Here is a 24665-nt window from a genome sequence, read left to right as displayed (position 1 = left end):
CTGTGGGAGCGGGCTTGCTCGCGAATGCGTCCTTAAGGGCTCCGAGGGTCAGAGCCAGTGCCAGAACCGGCTCCAGAACCCGCGATTCAAATCATCCTTGCACGCCGCATATTGCTGGCCGTACATGTCCGAACGGTTCTGCACCTTGCGCGCCACCGGCGGCAGCCACGCCTTGCTGGCGTAGGTCTTCTGCCGGAAACCGCCCCAGCCCTCGTGGTAGTTGAGGTACTGGTTGTAGGCGTCGTACTTGTACACGCCGTTGATCGACGTGGTCTTGTCCATGTACCAGCCGACAAAGTCGATGGCGTCATCGAAGTCTTCACGGTCGGCGCCATGGCGGCCGGTGCTTTTCTGGTAGTCGGCCCAGACTTCATCCTTGGCCTGCGCGTAGCCCGCTGCGGTCGTGACGCGTCCCCACGGAATCACCCACAACAGGTATTTGCGCGGCGTCTTGGCGTCGTAACGGTAGCCGGACTCCTGATACATGATCGCGAACGGCACCTGGATCGGCACGCCCCAACGCTTTTGCGTGACTTGTGCGGCGTCGTACCAATCACTTTTCTCGCGGAAAATCTCGCAGAGGTTTTCCGGCGAACGCGGCGGCGATGTTCCGCAACCGCTCAGCAATGCCGCCAAAATCAAAAGTCCAACCGTGCGCCCCGAATTCAAAAGCCGTCATCCCGTCGTGCAAAAAAGGGCGCCAGTCTACGCGGTCAGGTCAACTGGTGGCGATAAGGCAAATCCGGACCTGTCTTGCTGCACGTCAGGGCGGCCGCCTGTACGGCAAACCTGAGCATGGCGTCGATCTGATCACGTTGCAGATGCTGTACGCCGTCCACCGAATCCAGTTCATGCTCGGTCAGCCAGGTGATCAACGCGGCCTGGAAGGTATCGCCCGCGCCGACGGTATCGGCAATCTTCACCGAGCTTGCGGGCACCGACCATGAGCCATGAGCGCGGCTGAATACGGTCGCGCCTTCGCCGCCACGGGTCAGGAACACCACTTGGCAGCGATGCTGCAGCCAGCCTTCGATGACGCGCTGCGGATCCTGCTCGGGATACAGCAGGCTCAAGTCCTCGTCGCTGACCTTGATCAGGTCGGCCAGTTGCACCAGCGTGGCGATCCGCTCGCGCCAGAGATCAATATTCGGCTCGGGATTGAGGCGCACGTTCGGGTCGAGGCTGATCAGGCGTTTGCCGCTTTCGCGCCGTATCAGGGCGAGCAGGGTATCGGCCACCGGTTGCACCACCAGCGAGAAGGAACCGAAGTGCAGGCCACGCACGTCCGGCCCCAGCGTCGGCAGGTGCGCCAGGCTCAACTGGCGGTCAGCGCAGCCTTCGCCCCGGAAGCTGTAATGCGGCGAGCCATTGGCGCCCACCGCGACCATGGCCAGCGTGGTCGGTGCGGCGAAATCCACCAAGTAATCCGGGCGTACGCCTTCGTCCTGCAGCACTTGCTGCAAACGCCGGCCCAGATAGTCGGTGGACAGCCCGGCGAACAGCGCCGAGTCCACGCCGAGGCGACGCAAACCCAACGCCACGTTGAACGGCGAGCCACCGGCAATCGCCTTGAAATTGACTTTCGACGCCTGCCCGCCGGCATCGTCTTCGCTGAAGAAATCGAACAGCGCTTCGCCACACACCAGGTACATAGTTGTTTGCTCTTTATAAGGTTGCGACATGCAGTCGATAGCGTTCATAGGCCTGCTGGAAAGCCGCGACATTCGCGGCAACCGGCAGGGTTTCACTGTTCAGGTCGAGCTTCACGCAGCGTTCGCACAGGTCGGCCAGAGTGTCTTCGTGGCCATTCGACCATGACTTGCACCACGCTGCCTGAATCGCCGCGCCGAGGGCGGCGGCTTCGCTTTGCTCGGTGCAGATCACCGGGGTGTTCATGATGTCGGCGACGATCTGCCGCCACACCGCACTTTTCGAGCCGCCGCCGATCAGGCAAATGCTGCGGCTTTGTAAACCATTCTGGCGCAACAGATCCAGTCCGAAACGCAGGCCGAAGGTGGTGCCTTCAACGGCGGCTCGGCACAGATTGGCTTGCGTCAGGTTATCGATAGTCAGGCCGTGCAGGCTGCCGGTGGCGTGGGGCAGGGGAGGCACGCGTTCGCCGTTGAGGAACGGCAGCATGCTTACGCCTTCAGCGCCAATCGGGGCCTGGGCCACCAAGATGTTGAAAGCGTCGAGATCGAGGTCGAACAGTTCGCGAATCGCCCCGGTGGCGTTGGTCAGGTTCATGGTGCAGATCAACGGCAGCCAGCCGCCGCTGGACGAACAGAAGGTCGCGACAGAGGCATCGGGGCTGACCTTGGGCGCCTCAGAGTAGGCGTACACCGTGCCGGAGGAACCGAGGCTCATGGTGATCGCCCCCGGTTGAATATTGCCGGTGCCGATGGCGCCCATCATGTTGTCGCCGCCACCGCTGGACACCAGTGCGTTGGGGTTGATGTCCAGGTGTTCGGCAATCGCCGGCAGGATCGTGCCCACCGCTTGATGGGCGTCGATCAGCTCTGGCAGCGCCGCTTGCAGGCGGCCACTGGCATCGATGTCGCGCAGCAGTTGCAGATCCCATTGGCGGGTGCGCACGTTGAAGTAACCGGTGCCGGATGCGTCGCCGTATTCGCTGCAGCTACGGCCGGTGAGCCAGAAATTCAGGTAGTCATGGGGCAGCAGGATTTTTGCGATCCGTGAGAATACGGCGGGGTGTTGCTCCTTGGTCCACAACAGCTTGGACACGGTGTAGCCCGGCGCAATCACCACGCCGAGGCGTTCCAGCGAACCTTTTTCGCCGCCCAGGTAAGTCAGCAGACGGTCGTTTTCCGCCGTGGTTTCGGTGTCACACCAGAGCTTGGCCGGGCGCAGGACCTGGCCTTGCTCGTCGAGCAGCACCAGACCGTGTTGCTGGCCGGAAACGCCGATGCCGAGGATCGACTGGCCGTCGACATTTGCCGCCAGCAATGCACGCCGGGTGGCGAGGGCGAAGGCCTCCAGCCATTGTGCGGTGTCCTGTTCGCGACGGCCGTTGGCGCCGCTGATCATCGTGTGGGCGGCGGCGCCCTGGCCCAACACCTGACCGCTGGTAGCATCGAGGATGATGGCTTTGGTGCCTTGGGTGCCGCAGTCGATGCCGAGGAAGAGTTGTTGGTTGTTCATGAGTGAACCTGTTGATTCGCGATGAAGATCAAGAGCCACCCCTCACCCCAGCCCTCTCCCCAGAGGGGAGAGGGGAAAGGGAGCAGATTTGTGTAGGTTTCAAACCCTGAGTTCGACTCTGAACCTGTCTTATGCCTCGTAGATCAAGAGTACCCCTCACCCCAGCCCTCCCGAAACGTCGGACCGCCCTAAGGGAGAGGGGGAAAGGGAGCAGATCTCGATGCTTTTCAAATCCTGAGTTCGGCTCGGGACTTTCAGGTCGATGTAGCTCGGATAAGCGCCTCGGTCAGTTCCCTCTCCCTCCGGGAGAGGGTTAGGGTTAGGGGGGCTTTTCAGGCTAGAACCTGTTCTAGAGTCCGCGTCACACCTTCCTCCCGCAAGCTGTTCAGGCACCACTCAAACGCCGCCACAAACTCCTTCGAACGCGGTATCGCCACCCCGAAAATCTCCTCAACCCCCAACAACCGCTCAGTAATCAGCGCATCCTCCGCCACCAACGCCTGACAAAACGCCGCCCGAGGATCCGGAATCGAATAAGTGTCGCCATTCTCGTCCACGCCCTTCAGATAAAGCGCCCACGCCGCCACCACCAGCGCCGCTCGCTTGGTCTCGCGCCCATCGGCAATCAACCGATTGATCGTCGGAATGGTGAACTTGGGAAACTTCGACGACCCATCGGAGCAAACCCGCTCCAGCTGATCGGCAATCGCCTGATTGGAAAACCGCGCCACCAGGGTGTTCTTGTACTCCGTCAGGTCGATCCCCGGCACCGGCGCCAGTTGCGGTGTCACGTCCAGGTCCATGTAGGCGCGCATGTAACGCACGAACAACGGGTCGTTCATGGTTTCGTGAACGAAACGGTAGCCCTTCAAAAAGCCCAGATACGTCAGGGCCAGATGACTGCCGTTGAGCAGCTTGATCTTCATCTCTTCGTAGGGCGAAACGTCGTCGGTGAACTGCACACCGACCTTTTCCCAGGCCGGGCGGCCGTTGACGAATTTGTCTTCCAGCACCCATTGCACAAACGGCTCGCAGACCACCGGCCAGGCGTCGTCGACGGCGTGTTTATCCGCCAGTTGCAAGCGATGCGCGGTGCTGGTCATCGGCGTGATGCGGTCGACCATGGCGTTGGGGAAGCTGACGTTGGCGTCGATCCAGTCACGCAGGTCGGGATCCAGCAGCGCGGTGAAGGCCAGCAGTGCCTTGCGGGTGACGGCACCGTTGTGTGGCAGGTTATCGCAGGACATCACGGTGAACGCCGGAATACCCGCCTTGCGCCGCCTGGCCAGCGCTGCACAAAGGAAGCCGAACACGGTTTGTGGCTGCTGCGGGTAGGTCAGGTCGTGCTGAATCTGCGGCAGGTGCGCCATGAACTCGCCGTTGCTGTCGTCGATGCAGTAGCCGCCCTCGGTGATGGTCAGCGAGACGATGCGGATCTGCGGGGCGGCGAGTTTGTCGATCAGCACCTGGGCGCTGTCGCTGGCCAGCAGCATGTCGCGGATGGCGCCGATGACGCGGACTTCGGTGTCATCGCTGTCGCCGAGTTCGAACAGGGTGAACAGGTAATCCTGTTCCTTGAGGTCGTCCCGGGCGCGACGGTCTTCGGCGCGCAGGCCGACACCGCAAATGGCCCAGTCCAGCGCTTCGCCGGTGTTCATCAGCGCATCGGTGTAATACGCCTGATGCGCGCGATGGAAACCGCCGACGCCAATGTGGGCGATGCCCTGACGTGTGTCGCTGAGGCTGTAGGCCGGCAGTTTCACTTCGGTGGCGAGGCGGTTGAGGTTCTGTTGGTTCAGTTTCATTGGGTCGGTCTCGAAATCAGGCGGCGGCGCGCAACGGGCGGGTCAGCGCCACGCCGTCGGCATCGAACAGATGGCAGTGGGCGGCGTCCAGGTGCAGGTTCAGTTGTTCGCCGTAACGGCTCGCCAGATCACCGCGCACGCGCATGGTCAGGGCTTCGCCGGCGTTGGTCTTGACGTGGCAGAAGGTGTCGCTGCCCAGCCGTTCGCTGACGTCGGCGGTGACTTGCAGGGTGCAGTCGCCCGGCTGCGCGAGTTCCAGATGTTCCGGGCGAATGCCCAGGGTCACGGCGCTGCCGACGCTCAGGTTCGCCGCGTTGAACGGCAGGGTGATGCGGGTGCCGGCGTCCAGCGAGACTTCGCAGCTCGGGCCGTCGATCCGGGCGATCTTGCCCTTGAGGAAGCCCATTTTCGGCGTGCCGAGGAACCCGGCGACGAACAGGTTGGCGGGGTTGTGATACAGTTCCAGCGGCGAGCCGACCTGCTCGATCTTGCCGCCATTGAGCACCACCACCTTGTCGGCCATGGTCATGGCTTCGACCTGATCGTGGGTCACGTAGATCATCGTCGCTTTCAAGTCTTTGTGCAGGCGCAGCAGCTCCAGGCGCATTTGCACCCGCAGGGCGGCGTCGAGGTTGGACAGTGGTTCGTCGAACAGGAAGATTTTCGGGTTGCGCACGATCGCCCGGCCGATGGCCACACGCTGACGCTGGCCGCCGGACAACTGCTTTGGCTTGCGCTCCAGCATCGGGCCCAGTTCGAGAATCCGCGCCGCTTCACCGACTTTCTTTTCGACCTCAGCCTTCGGCACACCGGCCAGATCGAGGGCAAACGACATGTTCTTTTTCACGGTCATGTGCGGGTACAGCGCGTAGGTCTGGAACACCATCGCCAGGTCACGCTTGGCCGGGCTGACTTCGGTGATGTCGCGCCCGTCCAGTTCGATGGTGCCGCCGCTGACTTCTTCAAGGCCTGCGATCAGTCGCAGCAACGTGGATTTGCCGCAGCCCGACGGGCCGACGAACACCACGAATTCCTTGTCGTTCACCTCAAGGTCGATGCCCTTGATGATGGAAAAACCTTCGAAGCCTTTTTGCAGATTCTTGATTTTCAGGTTGGCCATGGTGGCGCTCCTTTTGCGAATTCTTATTTGACGGCGCCGAACGACAGGCCGCGCACCAGTTGTTTCTGGCTGATCCAGCCGAAGATCAGGATTGGCGCGCAGGCCAGGGTCGAGACGGCCGACAACTTGGCCCAGAACAGTCCTTCAGGGCTTGAGTAGGAGGCGATCAGCGCGGTCAGCGGCGCGGCTTTGGACGAGGTCAGGTTCAGCGACCAGAACGCCTCGTTCCAGCACAGGATCAGCGACAGCAGTACGGTCGAAGCGAGGCCGCCCTTGGCGATCGGCAGCAACACCCGGAGCATTTCCTGAGCCAGGGTGGCGCCGTCGAGGCGGGCGGCTTCGAGGATGTCTTTGGGGATGTCCTTGAAGTAGGTGTAAACCATCCAGACCACGATCGGCAGGTTGATCAGCGTGTAGATCACGATCAGCGCGATGCGCGTGTCGAGCAGGCCGAAACTCTTGGCCAGCAGGTAGATCGGCATCAGCACGCCTACCGGCGGCAGCATCTTGGTGGAGAGCATCCACAGCAGCGTGCCTTTGGTGCGCTGGGTTTCGTAGAACGCCATCGAGTAGGCCGCCGGCACCGCGATCAGAAGGCACAGGGCGGTAGCGCTGAAGGAAATCACCACCGAGTTCCAGGCGAAACTGAAGTAGTCGCTGCGCTCGTTGATGTGCAGGTAGTTCTCCAGCGTCGGCGTGAAAAACAACTGTGGCGGCGTGGCGAAGGCGTCGATTTCGGTCTTGAAACTGGTCAGCACCATCCAGAAGATCGGGAAGAAAATGATGATCGCGATGGCCCAGGCCAGCGTGCCGAGCAGCAGGCTTTGCAGCCGGCGGGATTGTTGAAGAGTCATGGCGGGCCTCAGGCTTTGTCAGTCAGGTTTTTGCCGATCATCCGCACCAGAATGATCGCGGCGATGTTGGCGATGACCACGGCGATCAGGCCGCCGGCCGAGGCCATGCCGACGTCGAACTGCACCAGTGCCTGGTTGTAGATCAGGTAGGCGAGGTTGGTCGACGCATAGCCGGGGCCGCCGTTGGTGGTGGTGAAGATTTCGGCGAACACCGACAGCAGGAAGATCGTCTCGATCATCACCACCACGGCAATCGGCCGCGCCAGATGCGGCAGGGTCAGGTGCCAGAAGATCGCGACGGGGCCGGCGCCGTCGAGGCGGGCGGCTTCTTTCTGTTCCTGGTCGAGGGACTGCATGGCGGTCATCAGGATCAGGATCGCGAAGGGCAGCCATTGCCACGAGACAATGATGATGATCGACAGCAGCGGGTAGTGCGCCAGCCAGTCCACCGGTTGCGCGCCGAACAGTTTCCAGATATAGGCCAGGATTCCGGAGACCGGGTGGAAGATCAGGTTCTTCCAGATCAGCGCACCCACAGTGGGCATGATGAAAAACGGCGAAATCAGCATCACCCGCACGATGCCGCGACCGAAGAATTCACTGGCCTCCAGCAGTGCACTGATCAAAACCCCGAACACCACGCTGATCAGCAGCACGCTGCCCACCAGCAGCAAGGTGTTGGTGGCGCCGGGCAGGAAGCCCGAATCGGTCAGAAAGTAGGTGAAGTTATCCAGCCCGACAAACTCGTTGATGCCCGGGTCGAGCAGGTTGTAGCGGATCATCGAAAAATAGACGGTCATGCCCAGCGGCACGATCATCCACAGCAGCAACAGGGCCACCGAAGGGCTGACCAGAAACCAGCCGGGATTGGCCACGCGGTTTTTGCGCCGGGGCTGCGACAGGTCGATGTGGGCTTTGGCAGTTGAAGTATTCATGGGGATCACAACCGAGTCATACAGACCTATGAAGATCCCCTGTGGGAGCGAGCTTGATCGCGAAAGCAATCTGACATTCAACATTGATGTCGACTGGAAGTCCGCTTTCGCGAGCAAGCCCGCTCCCACAGGAGGCAGGAGCGAGCTTTGCGGGTTACTTCGGATAACCCGCGCGCTTCATCTCGCGTTCGGTGGTTTGCTGCGCAGCGGCCAGGGCCTGGTCGACCGTGGTCTGGCCGATCAGCGCGGCCGAGAACAGTTTGCCGACCTGGGTGCCGATGCCCTGGAACTCGGGAATGGTCACCAGTTGGATGCCGATGTAAGGCACGGGCTTGAGGGTCGGTTTGCTCGGATCAGCCGCTTTGAGCGATTCCAGCGTGACCTTGGCAAACGGCGCGGCGCTCATGTAAGCCTCGCTGTAGGTCGAGGCGCGAGTGCCTGGCGGTACGTTGGCGATGCCGTCGGTCTTGGCGACCAGTTCGCCGTACTCCTTGGAGGTCGCCCAGGCGCTGAATTCCTTGGCGGCGTCCTTGGCCTTGGAGCTGGTCGGAATCGCCAGCGCCCACGAGTACAGCCACGCTGAACCCTTGTCCGTGACCTGATGCGGCGCAAAGGTGAAGCCGACGTGATCGGCGACCTTGCTCTGGGTCTTGTCGGTGACGAACGAGCCGGCGACGCTGGCATCGACCCAGATCGCGCATTTGCCGCTGTTGAACAGCGCGAGGTTCTCATTGAAACCGTTGCTGGAGGCACCGGGCGGGCCGGATTTCTTCATGGTGTCGACGTAAAAGTTCAGCGCGTTCTTCCATTCCGGGCCGCTGAATTCGGGTTTCCACTGCTCATCGAACCAGCGTGCGCCGTAGGCGTTGGCCACGGTGGTGATCAGCGCCATGTTCTCGCCCCAGCCAGCCTTGCCGCGCAGGCAGATGCCGTATTGCTCCTTGTCCTTGTTGGTGAGTTTTTCGGCGAAGCCGGCGATCTGCTCCCAGGTCGGACGTTCGGGCATGGTCAGGCCGGCGTCCTTGAACAGGTCGGTGCGGTAATAGGTGATCGAGCTTTCGGCGTAGAACGGCAGGGCGTACAGCGAACCCTTGACCGACAGGCCTTCACGCACCGACGGGAACACATCGTCGAGGGCGTAGCTGGCCGGCAGATCCTTCATCGGTTCGAGCCAGCCTTTTGCACCCCAGAGTGCGGCTTCGTACATGCCAATGGTCAACACGTCGAACTGGCCGCCTTGGGTGGCGATGTCGGTGGTCAGGCGCTGACGCAGGACGTTTTCTTCCAGCACCACCCAATTCAACTTGATGTCCGGGTGCTCGGTCTCGAAGGTTTTCGAGAGCTTTTGCATGCGGATCATGTCGCTGTTGTTGACGGTGGCGATGGTCAGGGTCTGGGCGCCAAGGCTGACGCTGCTGAGGGTCATGCAGGTGAGGGCAAGCAGAGCTTTTGCAGTGGGTTGCATCGTGCACTCCTTTTCTGCACCCGGAGGGGGACAGAAGGACAGTTATTGTTTTTGTGTCTTCCGGCTGCAGGAAGAATGTGCACTGATTACAGCCTTCAATCGCAGGGCTGACAAATCATCCCTAGCACTTGAATCGATACTTTTTTGCACTCGGGATTGGAGTGATCAACGCAGGGAAGGGGATTTCAGCAGGTCAGGGTTGATGAAACCGTACAGGTTTTCGGCGATCAGCCGTGGTTCTGCTCGGTCAGGCGCTGCACCACCAGCCGCCGATAATGGGAAGGCGTCATGCCTTTGAGCTGCTGAAAGCGCCGGTTGAAATTGGAGATGTTGTTGAAGCCCGACTCGAAACACACCTCGGTCACCGGTTTGTCACCGTCCGCCAGCAGTTCGCAGGATTTGCTGATGCGCAGGCGATTGACGAACTCGATGAAATTGCGCCCGGTGGCCTGTTTGAACACGCGGCTGAAATAGGTGGGTTTCATGCCCAGATGCTCGGCGACTTCCTCCAGCGGCAGTTCGCGGGCGTAGTGGGCGAAGATGTAATCCACCGCACGGTTGGTGCGGTCGATGTTGTGTTCGTCTGCCAGTTGCGGGGTGGTTGCGCCGGACAGCAGTTGGTAGTCGTCGGTCGCGGCCAGCAGCTCCATCAGGATGAAAAAGTGCCCGAGACGGGTGATGCCGCTTGAATCGGCGATGCGTTGCATCAGGGTCATGGCCTGACGAATCGTCTGTGGTGAGCGGAATTCGATGCCGTACTGCGCACGCTCCAGCAACGGAGCCAAAGTCTTCAGTTCGGCGAACACCTGATGACCGCTTTCGAACAGTTCATCGGTGAAGTTGACCAGCATGTCGCGCTTCTCGACCACTTCGTCTTCCGCCACCTGGCTGATCCAGTTGTGCGGCAGGTTGGGGCCGGTGAGGAACAGGGTCTGCGGGTAGAAATTGCCGATGTAGTCGCCGATGAACACCTTGCCCGAACTGGCGACGATCAGGTGCAGTTCGTATTCCTTGTGGAAATGCCAGCGCACCAGCGGACAGGGGAAACCGTGCTGGCGATAAATGATGGACAACCCGTTGTGGTCATCCATCAATTCATAAGAGGGGTCGGTCACGCGGGCGGTTCGGGTCATGATCGGGCGCTTTTTTTGTTATCGCCTGGCGATCATGCCTCTTTGTACGCGGGATGCGCCAGTTTCCATTGCGGCTCAAAGCGTGCGTTGTCGGGCCTTCTTCAAACTGGCAATCCGGCAGAACTCCACAAGGTCCGACTCTTCCATGAAGTCGACATTGATAATGTTGCACTTCAACGCCCAGTCACTTTTATCCAGATCGAACCATTCGTTCAGTTCGTCGTGAATGTCGACGGGACCGCCAAGGGCGGTGTAACTGGTGGCGGATAACGACCAGGGCTTCCAGGTACCCGGCGGGTTCTGCAGAACGCTGCCAATAAATTGCCTCAATTCATTTGGGCTGGTAATGCCATTGCCGGACCATCGATGGCTGATCTGATCGTGGAACAGTTTGTGATCCAGTTGCCAATGTGACCTGGCCGCAGCAAACACACGTTGTTGCGTGCCGGCGCGCTTGAGTTCACGAAGGCTCAATGACAAGTTCTGGCGGGGAACCAGTCGGTGGCCCAGAAAGTGGATCATCATTTTATTGAAGTAGTCGTAATCGAAGTCGCTCCCATCAATGCTGTGAAAGTCCAGGATAATGAATTCATCCGGATTACTGTCCAGGAACTTGTTCACGTCGGTTATCAGATTTTCCAGAGTGCGAGAGTTTCGATGACCGTTATGATGAATGACAAACTTTTTCGGGCCTTCTCCCTTTTGATCATGGGTCAGGCGAATATCGAGCGCCCTGGCGCCATGATTCAACTGGGCATGAAAGGAGTCATGCTGGCATGCGAGCCAGTGGCGCGGAGGGCCGAAAATCGGATAGGAGGCGCGCCAGTCACTGCCGGCGTTATGAGTGCCTGGCAGGGTCAGTTCAGATATCGATAGTGAGTCAATGGCGGGTGTCGTGCCCATCCAGTTGTTAGTGCTCATAAATGCATCCTGCATAAAATTTAAAAAATGCCGCTCTGTCAGTAGTCCAGGGCGGCACTTGCAGGATGTTTATAGAGTTTGATGTTCTGGTTGGCTATGTAAGGATCAATTCAAGTTGTTGGGTTTTATTTTTTTAAGTGTCCAGGTGGTTTACTTGTTCTGGTTCTTCGCTTCAATCCACTGCGCCATGTATTGGGTACTTTTGTGTGAGTGGTGGCGCAACATGCTGCCGATAAAGTTTTGGCGTCTTAGTTGAGCAATGTTTTGGCGACACTCCTGCAACTTGTTGATCAATGCCGGTCCGTGTATGGCTTGCGGGTAAACGTCGTTGAGCAGCGTTTGTCCCTGAGACTGAGCTGCCTGCCAACGGGCCTCGTCGCGATAGAGTTCCACGGCGGCATTGGCCAGATCCCGCGCTGTACGACAAATGGCGCCGGGCCATGGCTGGTCGGTATGCATGCCTTCAGCACCAATCGGCGTGGTGACACTTGGCGTGCCGCAGAGCATGGCGTCGATCAGTTTGCCCTTGATACCGGCGCCGAAGCGCAGAGGTGCCAGGCAAACACGCGCATCGGACATCACCTGCAACGCATCCTCCGCCCAGTTCATGATGTGAAAACCCTGCGCGGCATTGTGCAGCGCAGCAGCCTTGGGTGGCGTGTAGGCGCCGTAGATGTGCAATTGAGCTTTTGGAAGTTGCTCGCGGATCAACGGCCAGACGGCCGATTTCATCCATAAAACCGCGTCCCAGTTCGGCGCGTGGCGGAAGTTGCCGATACTGAGGAAGTGCGCGCGCTCCTCGAAAGGTTTTGCCGGTGTGCTGGACGGGTTGACCATCAGCGGGCACCAGTGCAGCAACTCGGGCGGCAGCTTGAACTGCTGCACCAGCAATTCGATTTCCATCGGTGAAATCATCAAGTTCAGATCGCAGCGAAACAGCGCGGCAATCTCGCGTTTGGCCAGATCGGTGTCAGCCATCAGCTCGAATTCTTCGCGCAGCGCAGGCGCGAACAACTCATGGAAGTCGTTCGCGTCATCGCTGGCCTTCAGCCGATCCTTCAAGCGTTGATGACGAGCGTGCCGCAAACTCTGCAAGTCCGACGTTTCCAGTACGCGCAAAGCATCGGGACAGTGCTTTTCCACGCGCCAGCCGAATTGTTCTTCGATCATGAACTGGTCGAACAGCACGATATCCGGCGCCAGCTCGCTGACAAAGACATCGAAGCTGCTGTTGTTCAATTCGATCGGAACAGTACGGATGCCCAGTTCGGCAAGATCGGCCGGATGTTCGCCGACGCCTGCAGGGCTGGCGAAGGTAATGTCCCAGCCCTGTTGCAGGAAGGTCTCGAGAATCTGCATGACATGCCCGCTCGCGGCGGAGGAGCGGGGTTCCGGCCAGACGTAACCAATGACGAGAACTTTGGTTGCGGGCTGACTCATGAAAAAGTGTTTCCTGAAGAACGAGAGGGAAGAAGAAAAAACGCGCGGATTAGAACATATCCTGAGGTTGAATCCGCGCTGGAAAGGCCGCTTGTGTCAGTGTTGACCCAGAACGCTTTTCACCTTGTCGCGCAGTTGATCGATCGAGAAAGGTTTGCCAATCACATGCATGTCTGCCGGCACTTCAATGGTCTCGGCATATCCGCTGGCAAACAGAATCGGCAGTGAAGGGCGAATGTTGCGGGCCTCGGTGGCCAGTTGACGGCCATCCATGATCGGCAGCCCGACGTCGGTCATCATCAGATCGATGTGCTGATTCCCGTCCTTGATGATTGCCAGGGCCTGTTCGCTGCCGTCCGCCTCCAGCACCTTGAAGTCCAGTTCCTCCAGCACGTCGACGATCAGCATGCGCACGATGGTGTCGTCTTCTACTACAAGGATGGTGGACGTGGTGGTGGACATAGTGGCGGCTCTCAAGAATGGGGGACGGGGCGCCGGTCGATCAAAATTGCCGGGCTCTTGCATGAGTAAGTGGCGCATGGCCACAAGTTCCCGGATGGATACAAAAAAGAATAGGCGCAAACGGGCGGGCAAGGATAACCGTTAGCCTGCGATCCGGCGCAGGCAAATGTGGGAAAACAGTGCTAAGACTGTGAGAAAAATGGATCCATGCCGCCGTTTTGGGGCAAACTCCCTGGTTTTCAACAGTTCGACAAGGCTGCCACATGTCCTCTCCGTCTTCGGTTGATGAATCACGGTTTCGCAAACTGCTGACCCGCAACATCGCGCTGCCACTGGGCGTCGGTGCGATCAGTGCCGTGTTCTTCGTGTCGCTGATCACTTATTTGCTGTCGGTCATCCAGTGGGTGGAGCACACCGACCGGGTGATCAATAACGCCAACGAAGCGGTGAAGCTCACGGTCGATCTGGAAACCGGCATGCGCGGCTACCTGCTCAGCGGCGACGAGCATTTCCTCGATCCCTATGAAACGGCCAAGCCTCGCATCGCCGTGGCGCTCAACACCTTGCTCGAACTGACCGCCGACAACCCGGTGCAGACCGATCGCTTGCGCCGCCTGCAAGCGTTGCAGACCGAGTGGGCCACCTACGCGCAATCGATGATCGACCTGCAACGCGCCAGCGGCGACTACAAGGCCGCGGTCAAGGCCGGGCGCGGCAAGCGCCTGACCGATGAGATCCGCAAGCAATTCGATGACGTGATCGACACCGAGCAGACATTGCGCACCACGCGCAACGAAGATGTGCGCCGGACCACGATCTGGAGCATCAGCCTGTATCTGCTGTTCATCGCCGGCATCAGCGGTTTGCTGGCCTACATTGGCCGGCGCGATCTGGTCAGTCTTTCCAACAGTTATAGCGCCAACCTGGCCGCGCAACTGGCCAGCGCTGAACGCCTTTCGCAGCAAGCCTGGCTGCGCACAGGCCAGACCGAGCTGGCCGAGCAGGTTCTGGGGCAACTGACGCTCAACCTGTTGGGTCGCAACATCCTGCAATTTTGTGCGCAATACCTGGGCACTGCCGTCGCGGCGTTGTACGTGCGTGAAGAACATGGCGGCCTGAAGCGCGTGGCGACTTACGGTTTCTCGCGCGAGCAGGAACAACAGGAACAATCCCTCTATAGCGATGAAGGCATCGTCGGCCAGGCCGCGCAGCAGGCGCGGCTGATTCGCCTCGATTCGGTGCCGGCCGATTACTTCAAGGTCAGCTCCGGTCTGGGAGAGGGCTTGCCGCACAGTGTGCTGGTGGTGCCGACCAGCGATGACGACCGGGTCAACGGTGTGATCGAACTCGGTTTCCTGCGTCCGCTCACCGAGCGCGATGTGGCCTTGCTGGAACTGATTGCCGGCAATATCGGCACGTCCATCGAGGCGGCGCGTTATCGCCAGCGTCTGCAGGAAGTCCTGGCCGAAACCCAGCAGCTCAACGAAGAGTTGCAGGTGCAACAGGAAGAACTGAAAACCGCCAACGAAGAGCTGGAAGAACAGTCACGGATTCTCAAGGAGTCCCAGGCGCACCTGGAAACCCAGCAGGTCGAGCTGGAACAGACCAACGAGCAACTGGCCGAACAGGCCCAGACCCTGGCCGAGCAACGCGACGCCATGGACCAGAAGAACACCGAGCTCAATCAGGCTCAGGTGCAACTGGAAGAGCGCGCCGAAGAGTTGCAGCGCTCAAGCAAGTACAAATCCGAATTCCTCGCCAACATGTCCCACGAACTGCGCACGCCGCTGAACAGTTCGCTGATCCTGGCCAAGTTGCTGGCGGAAAACCCGCAGGAAAATCTCAGCGCCGAGCAGGTGAAGTTTGCCGAGTCGATCTATTCCGCCGGCAACGACCTGCTCAACCTGATCAACGACATTCTCGACATTTCCAAGGTGGAAGCCGGCAAACTCGAAGTGGTTGCGGAAAACACCAGTGTGGCGCGTCTGGCCGATGGCTTGCGCAGCGTTTTCGAACCCCTGGCGGCAGACAAGAAACTGACGTTCAGCGTCGAATTGCAACCGGATGCGCCGATCACTCTGTTCACCGACCGCCAGCGTCTGGAACAAGTGATCAAGAACCTGCTGTCCAACGCCGTGAAGTTCACCGAACACGGCACGGTCAGCCTGACCATCGCCGGCCAGCCGGACGATCGCATTGCCTTTATCGTGCGCGACTCGGGGATCGGGATTGCGCAGGACCAGCAGGAAAGCATTTTCGAGGCCTTCCGCCAGGCTGACGGCACCACCAACCGCAAGTACGGCGGGACCGGTCTGGGGTTGTCGATTTCCCGGGATCTGGCGATGTTGCTGGGCGGTTCAATCAGCGTCAGCAGCGCACCGGGGCAGGGCAGTGTGTTTACCCTGGTGTTGCCGCAGCAATACAGCGAAGAGGGTGAAACGGCGTTCGCACCGCTGACGTTTACCCCGCCCGTACCGGTTGCTGCGCCGGTCGTGGCGGTTTCGCCGGTGGCCTCCGCGGATATCCCGCGTTTCAATGACGACCGCAACAAGGCGCCGTTCGACACCCGCTGCATTCTGGTGGTGGAAGACGAGCCGAACTTTGCCCACATCCTCTACGACCTGGCCCACGAGCTGGGTTATCAGTGCCTGGTTGCTCACGGAGCCGACGAAGGTTATGACCTGGCGAAAGAGTTCGTTCCGGATGCGATCCTGCTGGACATGCGCCTGCCGGATCACTCGGGCCTGACCGTTCTGCAACGCCTGAAAGAACACCCCGAAACCCGGCACATCCCGGTGCACGTGATTTCGGTCGAGGATCGCGTCGAGGCCGCCATGCACATGGGCGCCATCGGTTACGCGGTCAAGCCGACCACCCGCGAAGAGCTCAAGGACGTGTTCGCGCGTCTTGAAGCCAAGCTGACCCAGAAGGTCAAACGCGTGTTGCTGGTCGAAGACGACGATCTGCAACGGGAGAGCATCGCCCGGTTGATCGGTGACGACGACATCGAAATCACCGCCGTCGGCCTGGCGCAGGACGCGCTGGAGCTTTTGCGCACAACGATCTTCGATTGCATGGTCATCGACCTGAAGCTGCCGGACATGCTCGGCAACGATTTGCTCAAGCGCATGTCCACCGAAGACATCTGCTCGTTCCCGCCGGTCATCGTCTACACCGGGCGCAACCTGACCCGCGATGAAGAGGCCGATCTGCGCAAGTATTCGCGCTCGATCATCATCAAGGGCGCACGCTCGCCGGAACGCCTTCTGGACGAGGTCACACTCTTTCTGCACAAAGTCGAATCGCAGTTGTCCCATGAACGGCAGAAGATGCTCAAGACCGCGCGCAGCCGCGACAAGGTCTTCGAAGGCCGCAAGGTGCTGCTGGTGGACGACGATGTACGCAACATCTTCGCCCTGACCAGCGCGCTGGAAACCAAGGGTGCAGTCGTGGTGATCGGCCGTAACGGCCGTGAAGCGATTGAAAAACTGAAAGAAGTCGAGGACATTGATCTGGTGCTGATGGACGTGATGATGCCGGAAATGGATGGTTTTGAAGCCACCATGGAAATCCGCAAGGATCCGCGCTGGCGCAAGCTGCCGATCATCGCGGTGACGGCCAAGGCCATGAAGGACGATCAGGAGCGCTGCCTGCAGGCGGGCGCCAATGATTACCTGGCCAAGCCCATCGATCTGGATCGCCTGTTCTCGCTGATTCGCGTGTGGTTGCCGAAGATGGAACGCATTTAGTGGAACGTAGTAATCACATTGAACGAAACAGTGAAATCGAACTGCGGTTGCTGATCGAGGCGATTTATCTCAAGTACAGCTACGACTTTCGCGATTATTCCGGCGCATCGATCAAGCGCCGGGTGCAACATGCGCTGAGCCAGTTTGAATGCGCGACCATTTCGGCGTTGCAGGAAAAGGTCCTGCATGATCCGACGGCGTTCATGCAGTTGCTGCAGCTGCTGACGATTCCGGTCAGCGAAATGTTCCGCGATCCGTCGCACTTCCTGGCGATCCGTCAGGAAGTGGTGCCGCTGCTCAAGACCTATCCGTCGATCAAGATCTGGATCGCCGGGTGCAGCACGGGCGAGGAGGTCTACTCGATGGCGATCCTGCTGCGCGAGGAAGGTTTGCTGGATCGCACGATCATCTACGCCACCGACATCAACCCGCGCTCGCTGGACAAGGCCAAGCAGGGGATCTTTTCGATGGAGAACGTGCGTGCCTACACCGCCAACTACCAGCAGGCCGGCGGTCAGCGCTCGTTTGCCGACTACTACACGGCTGCGTATGGTTACGCGATTTTCGACAAGAGCCTGTGCGAGAACGTGACCTTCGCCGATCACAGCCTGGCAACGGATAGCGTATTCTCCGAAACTCAATTAATTTCATGTCGTAACGTGTTGATTTATTTCAATAAAAAACTTCAGGATCGGGCGTTCGGGTTGTTCCATGAGTCGCTGTGCCACCGTGGATTTCTGGTGCTGGGCAGCAAGGAAACGCTGGATTTTTCCGGCTACTCAAACCAGTTCGAACCCTTGGTGAAACAAGAACGGATCTACCGCAAATCATGAACAGTGCAGCGGATTTGCCTCGGGTCGAGGCGATTGTGGTCGGGGCTTCCGCCGGTGGCGTCGAGGCCTTGCTGACCCTGCTCGGTTCGCTGCGGGCAGGTTTCGGTCTGCCGATCATCATCGTGCTGCATTTGCCGGAAGAACGACGCAGCCAACTTGCCGAGGTGTTTGCCCGGCGTGTGGCGTTGCCCGTCACCGAGGCCATCGATAAACAGGACATCAGTCCCGGCACGGTGTATTTCGCCACACCGGGTTATCACCTGTCGGTGGAGCAGGATCGCAGTCTGTCGTTGAGCCTGGAAGACCGTTTGCACCATTCGCGGCCATCGATTGACTTCCTGTTCGAATCCGCTGCCGATGTCTACGGCCCGACGCTGGCTGCCGTACTGCTGACCGGAGCCAATCACGATGGCGCGCGGGGCCTGGCCCAGGTCAAACGTCATGGCGGGCTGACCATCGTTCAGGATCCGCAAGATGCGCTAGTGGCGACCATGCCCGAGGCCGCATTGAAGACTCATCAACCGGATCACATACTTCCCATACGCGGCATCGGCCGTTTGCTTGTCGAGCTGGAACGAATCGCATGCTGAGTAATATCCAGGCAAAACTGCTGATCGTCGACGATCTGCCCGAGAACCTGTTGGCTCTCGAAGCGCTGATCAAACGCGAAGACCGCACCGTCTACAAAGCGCTTTCGGCAGACGAAGCGCTGTCGCTGTTGCTGCAACACGAGTTCGCCATGGCCATTCTCGATGTGCAGATGCCCGGCATGAACGGCTTCGAACTGGCCGAACTGATGCGCGGCACCGAGAAGACCAAGAACATCCCGATCATTTTCGTCAGCGCCGCCGGCCGTGAACTGAATTACGCGTTCAAGGGCTATGAAAGCGGCGCAGTGGATTTCCTGCACAAGCCGCTGGATATCCATGCGGTGAAGAGCAAGGTCAACGTCTTCGTCGACCTGTATCGCCAGAGCAAGGCGATGAAGCAACAGGTCGAAGCGCTGGAGCAAAGCCGTCGCGAACAGGAAGCGCTGTTGCAGCAACTGCAAAGCACCCAGGGCGAACTGGAGCAGGCCGTGCGCATGCGTGACGATTTCATGTCGATCGTCGCCCACGAAGTGCGCACGCCGCTCAACGGCCTTATCCTCGAAACGCAGCTGCGCAAGATGCACCTGGCCCGGGACAACGCCGCCGCGTTCACCCTCGACAAGATGCACGCCATGGTCGACCGCGACGAGCGCCAGATCAAAAGCCTGATCCGGCTGATCGAGGACATGCTCGACGTGTCGCGGATCCGCACCGGCAAGCTGTCGATCCGGCCGAGCCGGTTCGATCTTTCGCAACTGGTGGGCAACCTTCTGCAGAATTTCGCCCAGCAGATCGAAGCGGCCGAGACTGAAGTCAGTTTTACCGCGACGGAAGCGGTGGAAGGGCAGTGGGACGAGTTCCGCATCGAGCAAGTGGTGTCGAACCTGCTGACCAACGCCTTGCGGTATGGCGGCAAGAGCCCGGTGCAGGTGCGGGTCTATCGCGAAGGCAATGAAGCGCGGGTCGAAGTTGCGGATCAGGGCATCGGCATCAGCGAGGAGAACCAGAAACGTATTTTTCAACAGTTCGAACGGGTTTCCGCCAAGACGGTGGTCGCCGGTCTCGGACTGGGTCTGTTCATTTCCGAGCAGATCGTCGCCGCCCACGGCGGCTCCATCGTCGTCGAAAGCAAGATCAACGAGGGCGCCCTGTTTCGCGTTTGTCTGCCGCTCCAGGAAAACGGCGAAACAAACGCAACCTCTGAGTGACCACACGGTCGTATCAGCAGCTATTGACCGAACAAAGGCTTCCCATGAGCGTAGATGCACAAGATGTAGTACTCGTCGTCGAGGACGAACCGGTGATCCTGATGGTCCTGACAGACTATCTGTCAGGCCAGGGCTATCGCGTATTGCAGGCCGAAAACGGCGAGCAGGCGTTCGAGATTCTGGCGAGCAAGCCGCATCTGGACATGTTGATTACCGATTTCCGCTTGCCTGGCGGAATCTCCGGCGTGCAGATCGCCGAACCCGCCGTCAAATTGCGTCCTGACCTGAAGGTGATCTTCATCAGCGGCTATCCGCAGGAAATCCGCGAGACTGGCAGCCCGATTACCCGTCGGGCGCCGATCCTGGAAAAACCATTCGACCTGGACGTGTTGCAGGAGAAAATTCAGGAATTGCTGGCCTGAGGCGTCAACCGCCTCAGCTCTTGATCATCTCCCGTACCTTCGCCGTCAACAGATCAAAGGTGAAGGGCTTGGTGATCATCTGCATGCCAGGGTCGAGAAATCCGCCGCGCACCGCCGCGTGCTCGGCATAGCCGGTGATGAACAGCACTTTCAATTCCGGCCGGTATTGTCGGCCGATTTCTGCCAGTTGCCGGCCGTTCATGCCCGGCAGACCGACGTCGCTGATCAGCAGATCAATACGCTGCGCCGAGTCCAGGATGGGCACGGCACCGTCGGCATCGCTGGCTTCGACAAATCCATAACCCAACTCGCTCAATACGGCGCTGACCAGCACCCGCACGGCCGGATCGTCTTCGACGATCAGCACGGTTTCGCCTTCCAGGGCGTCCGGAGTCTGTTCTGTATCCATCGGGGTATGGGGCAGGGACTCACCCTGAAAGCGCGGCAGATAGAGTTTGACTGTGGTGCCCTGATCGATTTCGCTGTCGATCGACACATGCCCGCCGGATTGCTTGCTGAAGCCATAAATCATCGACAGACCCAGCCCGGTGCCCTGACCGATGGGTTTGGTGGTGAAAAACGGATCGAATGCGCGGTTGATCACGCTCTGCGGCATGCCGCAGCCGTTGTCTGTGACGCTCAGGACGACATAGTCGCCGGGTTGCAGATTGCTGTAGCTCGCAGTGAAATCGCGATCCAGCACCTGATTGCCCGTTTCGACCACCAGATTGCCGCCGTCGGGCATGGCGTCCCGGGCGTTGATCACCAGGTTGAGCAGGGCGCTTTCCAGTTGATTGGGGTCGGCCTTGGCCACCCACAATTGTTCATGCAAGCGCATGTCCAGCTGGATGCTTTCGTTCAGGCTGCGTTGCAGCAGCTCACCCATCGATTGCACCAGATCATTCATCTGCACCGCTTTGGAATCCAGCGATTGCCGGCGGGAAAACGCCAGCAGACGGTGAGTCAGGCCCGCCGCGCGGTTGGCGGAGGTCACGCCCAGATCGATCAGGCTGTCGAGATCCTCTGTCCGGCCACGGGCAAGACGCCGGCGCAACAGTTCCAGACTGCCGATGATCCCGGTCAGCATGTTGTTGAAGTCGTGGGCTATCCCGCCGGTGAGCTGACCGACCGCTTCCATCTTCTGCGACTGGCGCAGGGCTTCTTCGTTGTGCCGCAGTTGCGCCGTGCGTTCCTCGACTTGTTGCTCAAGGGTTTCGAGTGTCGATTGCAGACGCCGCTCGCTTTCGCTCAGATCGATCAGACGGTCGCGGGCTTCGTACTGTCGTCGTCGACCGCGCAAGGCTGTAGAAACCAGACTGATCAGGGTCGCCGGATGGAAAGGGCGTTCGAGGAATGTCACGTTGCCCAGCAACTCACTGAGACGCGAAGACGGACCTTGCTCGGCCCCGCCATGATGAGTGAACAAAACGATGGGCAGATCCGACCATGCCGGTTGTTGCTTCAGATAGGCCAGCAGGCCTTCCAGGTCCGGGCCATTGAGGGCTTCGGCGGCAATCAGCAACAGACCGGCGCCGGGCTCCAGTTCACTGCAAAGGTTGGCGAGGTCCGGGGTGATCAGGCCGCCATACCCGGCCTCGTTGAGGATCATCAGCGCAATCTGGCTGTCGCGACCCAGGGGCGCCAGAATCAGCGCCCGTTCCGACAGCGGGACGGTGACGGTCACAAGTTCTCTTCCTTGAGCAGCGGATTGCTCGCGCCGAGGTACGTGGGCACACCGCGCAGCACACCCTGGAAGGCCTCCAGCGGTTCGCCGATGGTCATGCCCTGGGCGGAAATCCGGTATTCACGGATGGTCGATTCGTGGCTGCCGGTGCGTTTCTTGATGATCGAAATCGCCCGACGCACCTTGCCGAGGGCTTCGAAGTAGCGCAGCAGGATGACCGTGTCGGCCAGATAGGTAATGTCCACCGGCGCCTGCATGTCGCCGACCAGTCCGTGCTGGGCGACGGTCATGAAAGTCGCGGCGCCTTTGCGGTTCAGATACAGCAGCAGTTCGTGCATGTGCAGGACCAGCGCGTTTTCTTCCGGCATGGCGGCCTGGTAGCCGTTGATGCTGTCGATCACCACGGTCTTGATGTCGGCTTCATCGACACAGCGGCGTACCCGGTGAGAGAACTCGCCTGGGGACAGTTCGGCCGCGTCGACCTGCTCGATCAGCAGATTACCGGTGGCTTGCAGGGCCTTGAGGTCGATGCCGATGTTCTTCATGCGCTCGAACAGCAGGCCCAGTTCTTCATCGAAAATGAACAATGCCGCTTTTTCGCCGCGCGTTACCGCTGCGGCAGCGAAGATCATCGAGATCAGCGATTTGCCGGTACCGGCCGGGCCGAGTATCAGCGTGCTGGAACCGGTCTCGATGCCGCCGCCCAGCAGCGCATCCATTTCAGCGATCCCGCTGGTCAATTGCAGACGCGGGTAATCGCCCCGATGTTCAGCCGCCACCAGACGCGGAAAGACATGCACGCCATCGCCCATGATGGTGAAGTCGTGGAAACCGCCGCGATACTTCTGGCCGCGATACTTGATCACCCGCACGCGTCGGCGTTCGGCGCCGTAGTTGGGGGTCAGTTCTTCGAGGCGGATGACGCCGTGGGCCACGCTGTGGACGGTCTTGTCGAGGGATTCGGTGGTCAGGTCATCCAGCAGCAACACCGTCGCGTCATAGCGCACGAAGTAGTGCTTGATCGCCAGGATCTGCCGACGATAGCGCAAGGAGCTTTGCGCCAGCAGGCGGATCTCCGACAGGCTGTCGAGCACCACCCGGGTCGGCTTGAAGCGTTCGACCACTTCGAAAATCTGTTTGGTAGCTTCACCCAGTTCCAGATCCGAGGAGTACAGCAGGCTTTGCTGATGCTCGGCGTTGAGCAGGCTTTCCGGCGGTGTCAGCTCGAAAATCTCGATGTTCTCGTTCAACTCCCAGCCATGGGAGGCCGCACCCTGGCGCAGTTCGCGCTCGGTTTCGGAGAGTGTGATGTACAGCGAGCGCTCTCCGGCACGGGCACCGGCGAGGAGAAAATGCAACGCCACCGTGGTTTTACCGGTGCCAGGCTCGCCCTCCAGCAGGAACACATGACTGCGAGAGAGACCACCGGCCAGGATGTCGTCCAGACCTTCGATGCCCGTGGCGGCTTTTGCGCTGATCAACTCGTTCGATGTAGACAAAAAATGCCCTCTCATGACTAGGGGAAACGAGGCAGCGGGCGGTGTACGCCTTTGCGGGCTGCCTGTTTACTTGACCCTTTGCCGAGAAGGCGGTTCCGAATTTCTTTCCGGGTGTGTCATGGAGCCTGTCAGAAGTCGTTCAAAGACCCTGCTGCAACGAGGGGTCGTCCGGATTCATCTGCTCAAGCTGGGCCAGCAGAACCTGAACGTTCTGCAACTGACCACTTTCTTTCCAGTAACTGATCAGCAGCACCCGTGCCTTGCGGTCGGCCGGATGACGTTGAACGATTTCCTGTAACTGTTTCTGCGCCGCTTCGAGTTCCTCGGCGCTGTGCAGCGTGGTGGCGAGGTCGTAGCGATAGTCCTTGTTGTCGGGCTCAAGCTCCACGGCCTTGGAGAGGCCGAGCAGGGCGAATTCCCGTTGATCGTGATGGAGCAGCCACAGGCCCAGGGCATGTTGCAGGTAGGCGGAATCAGGTTGAGCCTTCAGCTGTCGGGCCAGCAGTTGCCGGGCGGCGTCGCTCTGGCCCTGGCGGTCGAGCACCTCGATCTGCATCACCAGCGCCGGCAGGTTGGCGGGATCCAGACGCAGAGTCTCCTCGAGGGCGTCCTGCGCCTGTTTGAGCTCGGCATTGTGCAGGTACAGACGCGCCAATTGCGCATGGTTGGCGGCACTTTCCGGCTGATGCTTGAGCGCCTCTTCCCACACGTCGATGCCTTGCTGCAACGGCGCGAAGTACAGGCCCAACTGGTCAGGGGACAGGCCGAGCAGGGCGTTGATCGCGGCAAAACGAACGTTCTGGTCTTCATCGTCGAGCAACGGGCCAAGCAACAGACTGCGCTGGCCCCCTGGCACCAGACCGGTCACGCTCCTGATCGCTGCCATTCGCACGTCGGGGGATTCGTTCTGCAGATCGGCATCGGCCAGTTTCAACGCTTGCGGGCTCGGGTAGTTCGGCAGTTCGGCATGCAGCCAGACGCGCCGCTTGACTGAAAGATCCGGGCGTCCCAGTTGCTGGTACAAAACCCGCGCCGCGCCCGGCTGGCCGGCCCGGGCGGCGGCCAGCGCTTCGCTGTAGCCATGCTTGATGGCTTCCGGCACCACGAGAGCGGTGCTGCGCAGCGACAGCCAGGCAACCAGAAGGACAAGCACGAGGCCAAGACTGATGAGCACGTAGCGGCGGGACTGAGGCATGCAGGTATCCGAAGCTTTCATATTGACGCAGAGGGGCAAGCTTCGGTCAGCTGACGCCTTGAGTCAAACACTCTGCCCGATATGTCACGCGACTGAGGATGAATATCCCTACAACATCTGTCGGCCCCGGAAGCCGTCGAGCTTTCGATGCAGTGACTACGCTTGGTGAAGTTCCTTTGACGAGTGCG

At 59.8% G+C, this 24665-nt stretch carries 20 protein-coding genes; 5 read left to right on the top strand and 15 right to left on the bottom strand.

Annotated features, from left to right (window positions below; all coding sequences use genetic code 11):
- Positions 1 to 48 precede the first annotated feature (48 nt).
- The 12 genes from OQ248_RS25595 to OQ248_RS25540 all read right to left on the bottom strand — a co-directional run bounded on the left by OQ248_RS25595 (position 49) and on the right by OQ248_RS25540 (position 13297).
- Positions 49 to 669: a hypothetical protein gene (locus OQ248_RS25595; RefSeq protein WP_265814505.1), complete on the bottom strand. Its 621-nt coding sequence runs from the start codon at positions 667 to 669 to the stop codon at positions 49 to 51.
- A gap of 44 nt (positions 670 to 713) precedes the next feature.
- A complete protein-coding gene (locus OQ248_RS25590; protein WP_265814504.1) occupies positions 714 to 1652 on the bottom strand; it encodes a carbohydrate kinase in 939 nt (312 codons plus the stop codon).
- A 13-nt stretch (positions 1653 to 1665) separates the two neighbouring features.
- Positions 1666 to 3162 (bottom strand): xylulokinase, encoded by a 1497-nt coding sequence (gene xylB / locus OQ248_RS25585; protein ID WP_265814503.1) that lies wholly within the window; start codon positions 3160 to 3162, stop codon positions 1666 to 1668.
- A gap of 332 nt (positions 3163 to 3494) precedes the next feature.
- Positions 3495 to 4967, bottom strand: coding sequence for a mannitol dehydrogenase family protein (locus OQ248_RS25580; RefSeq protein WP_265814502.1), 1473 nt, complete (start codon positions 4965 to 4967; stop codon positions 3495 to 3497).
- A gap of 16 nt (positions 4968 to 4983) precedes the next feature.
- Positions 4984 to 6087 (bottom strand): sn-glycerol-3-phosphate ABC transporter ATP-binding protein UgpC, encoded by a 1104-nt coding sequence (gene ugpC, locus OQ248_RS25575; RefSeq protein ID WP_248739618.1) that lies wholly within the window; start codon positions 6085 to 6087, stop codon positions 4984 to 4986.
- A gap of 23 nt (positions 6088 to 6110) precedes the next feature.
- A complete protein-coding gene (locus OQ248_RS25570; RefSeq protein WP_085709773.1) occupies positions 6111 to 6941 on the bottom strand; it encodes a carbohydrate ABC transporter permease in 831 nt (276 codons plus the stop codon).
- 8 nt (positions 6942 to 6949) lie between these two features.
- Positions 6950 to 7876: a sugar ABC transporter permease gene (locus OQ248_RS25565; RefSeq protein ID WP_134826769.1), complete on the bottom strand. Its 927-nt coding sequence runs from the start codon at positions 7874 to 7876 to the stop codon at positions 6950 to 6952.
- A gap of 154 nt (positions 7877 to 8030) precedes the next feature.
- On the bottom strand, positions 8031 to 9341 hold the full coding sequence (locus OQ248_RS25560) for a sugar ABC transporter substrate-binding protein (RefSeq protein WP_265814501.1): 1311 nt from the start codon (positions 9339 to 9341) through the stop codon (positions 8031 to 8033).
- Positions 9342 to 9568: 227 nt separating this feature from the next.
- Positions 9569 to 10474, bottom strand: coding sequence for an AraC family transcriptional regulator (locus OQ248_RS25555; protein ID WP_085709776.1), 906 nt, complete (start codon positions 10472 to 10474; stop codon positions 9569 to 9571).
- A 75-nt stretch (positions 10475 to 10549) separates the two neighbouring features.
- Positions 10550 to 11395, bottom strand: a complete 846-nt coding sequence (locus tag OQ248_RS25550) for a phosphatidylinositol-specific phospholipase C domain-containing protein (RefSeq protein WP_265814500.1) — start codon at positions 11393 to 11395, stop codon at positions 10550 to 10552.
- Between the two features lie 150 nt (positions 11396 to 11545).
- Entirely contained in the window at positions 11546 to 12835 is a 1290-nt protein-coding gene (locus OQ248_RS25545) for a glycosyltransferase (RefSeq protein WP_265814499.1), read from the bottom strand.
- 96 nt (positions 12836 to 12931) lie between these two features.
- Positions 12932 to 13297: a response regulator gene (locus tag OQ248_RS25540; protein WP_265814498.1), complete on the bottom strand. Its 366-nt coding sequence runs from the start codon at positions 13295 to 13297 to the stop codon at positions 12932 to 12934.
- A 263-nt stretch (positions 13298 to 13560) separates the two neighbouring features.
- Between OQ248_RS25540 and OQ248_RS25535 the strand changes: the two genes are divergently transcribed.
- The 5 genes from OQ248_RS25535 to OQ248_RS25515 are packed head-to-tail and all read left to right on the top strand — an operon-like array spanning position 13561 to position 20099.
- A complete protein-coding gene (locus OQ248_RS25535; RefSeq protein ID WP_265814497.1) occupies positions 13561 to 17046 on the top strand; it encodes a response regulator in 3486 nt (1161 codons plus the stop codon).
- Positions 17046 to 17879 carry a protein-glutamate O-methyltransferase CheR gene (locus tag OQ248_RS25530; protein ID WP_085709782.1) on the top strand — a complete coding sequence of 278 codons (834 nt, stop codon included), beginning with the start codon at positions 17046 to 17048 and terminating at the stop codon, positions 17877 to 17879. The genes OQ248_RS25535 and OQ248_RS25530 overlap by 1 nt, the downstream gene beginning before the upstream one ends.
- The gene (locus tag OQ248_RS25525) at positions 17876 to 18469 is read left to right on the top strand and encodes a chemotaxis protein CheB (RefSeq protein WP_265814496.1); all 594 of its coding nucleotides are present in this window, start codon (positions 17876 to 17878) and stop codon (positions 18467 to 18469) included. The genes OQ248_RS25530 and OQ248_RS25525 overlap by 4 nt, the downstream gene beginning before the upstream one ends.
- Complete coding sequence (locus OQ248_RS25520; RefSeq protein WP_265814495.1) at positions 18463 to 19677, top strand: hybrid sensor histidine kinase/response regulator; 1215 nt, start codon at positions 18463 to 18465, stop codon at positions 19675 to 19677. Before OQ248_RS25525 ends, OQ248_RS25520 begins: the two co-directional genes overlap by 7 nt.
- Before the next feature lie 44 nt (positions 19678 to 19721).
- On the top strand, positions 19722 to 20099 hold the full coding sequence (locus OQ248_RS25515) for a response regulator (RefSeq protein ID WP_007954537.1): 378 nt from the start codon (positions 19722 to 19724) through the stop codon (positions 20097 to 20099).
- Between the two features lie 13 nt (positions 20100 to 20112).
- Here the strand turns inward: OQ248_RS25515 and OQ248_RS25510 are convergent, their stop codons facing one another.
- From OQ248_RS25510 to OQ248_RS25500, 3 genes are all read right to left on the bottom strand, one after another.
- Complete coding sequence (locus OQ248_RS25510) at positions 20113 to 21783, bottom strand: ATP-binding protein (RefSeq protein WP_265814494.1); 1671 nt, start codon at positions 21781 to 21783, stop codon at positions 20113 to 20115.
- Positions 21780 to 23282: an ATPase domain-containing protein gene (locus tag OQ248_RS25505; RefSeq protein ID WP_265814493.1), complete on the bottom strand. Its 1503-nt coding sequence runs from the start codon at positions 23280 to 23282 to the stop codon at positions 21780 to 21782. Before OQ248_RS25505 ends, OQ248_RS25510 begins: the two co-directional genes overlap by 4 nt.
- A gap of 139 nt (positions 23283 to 23421) precedes the next feature.
- Positions 23422 to 24477 carry a tetratricopeptide repeat protein gene (locus tag OQ248_RS25500; RefSeq protein WP_265814492.1) on the bottom strand — a complete coding sequence of 352 codons (1056 nt, stop codon included), beginning with the start codon at positions 24475 to 24477 and terminating at the stop codon, positions 23422 to 23424.
- Positions 24478 to 24665 lie beyond the last annotated feature (188 nt).

The sequence above is a fragment of the Pseudomonas sp. COW5 genome, from assembly GCF_026240005.1.
In the GTDB taxonomy this organism is placed as follows: domain Bacteria; phylum Pseudomonadota; class Gammaproteobacteria; order Pseudomonadales; family Pseudomonadaceae; genus Aquipseudomonas; species Aquipseudomonas kribbensis.
Note: the sequence above shows the minus strand (reverse complement) of the source record. Positions and strands in the feature narration are given on the sequence as shown.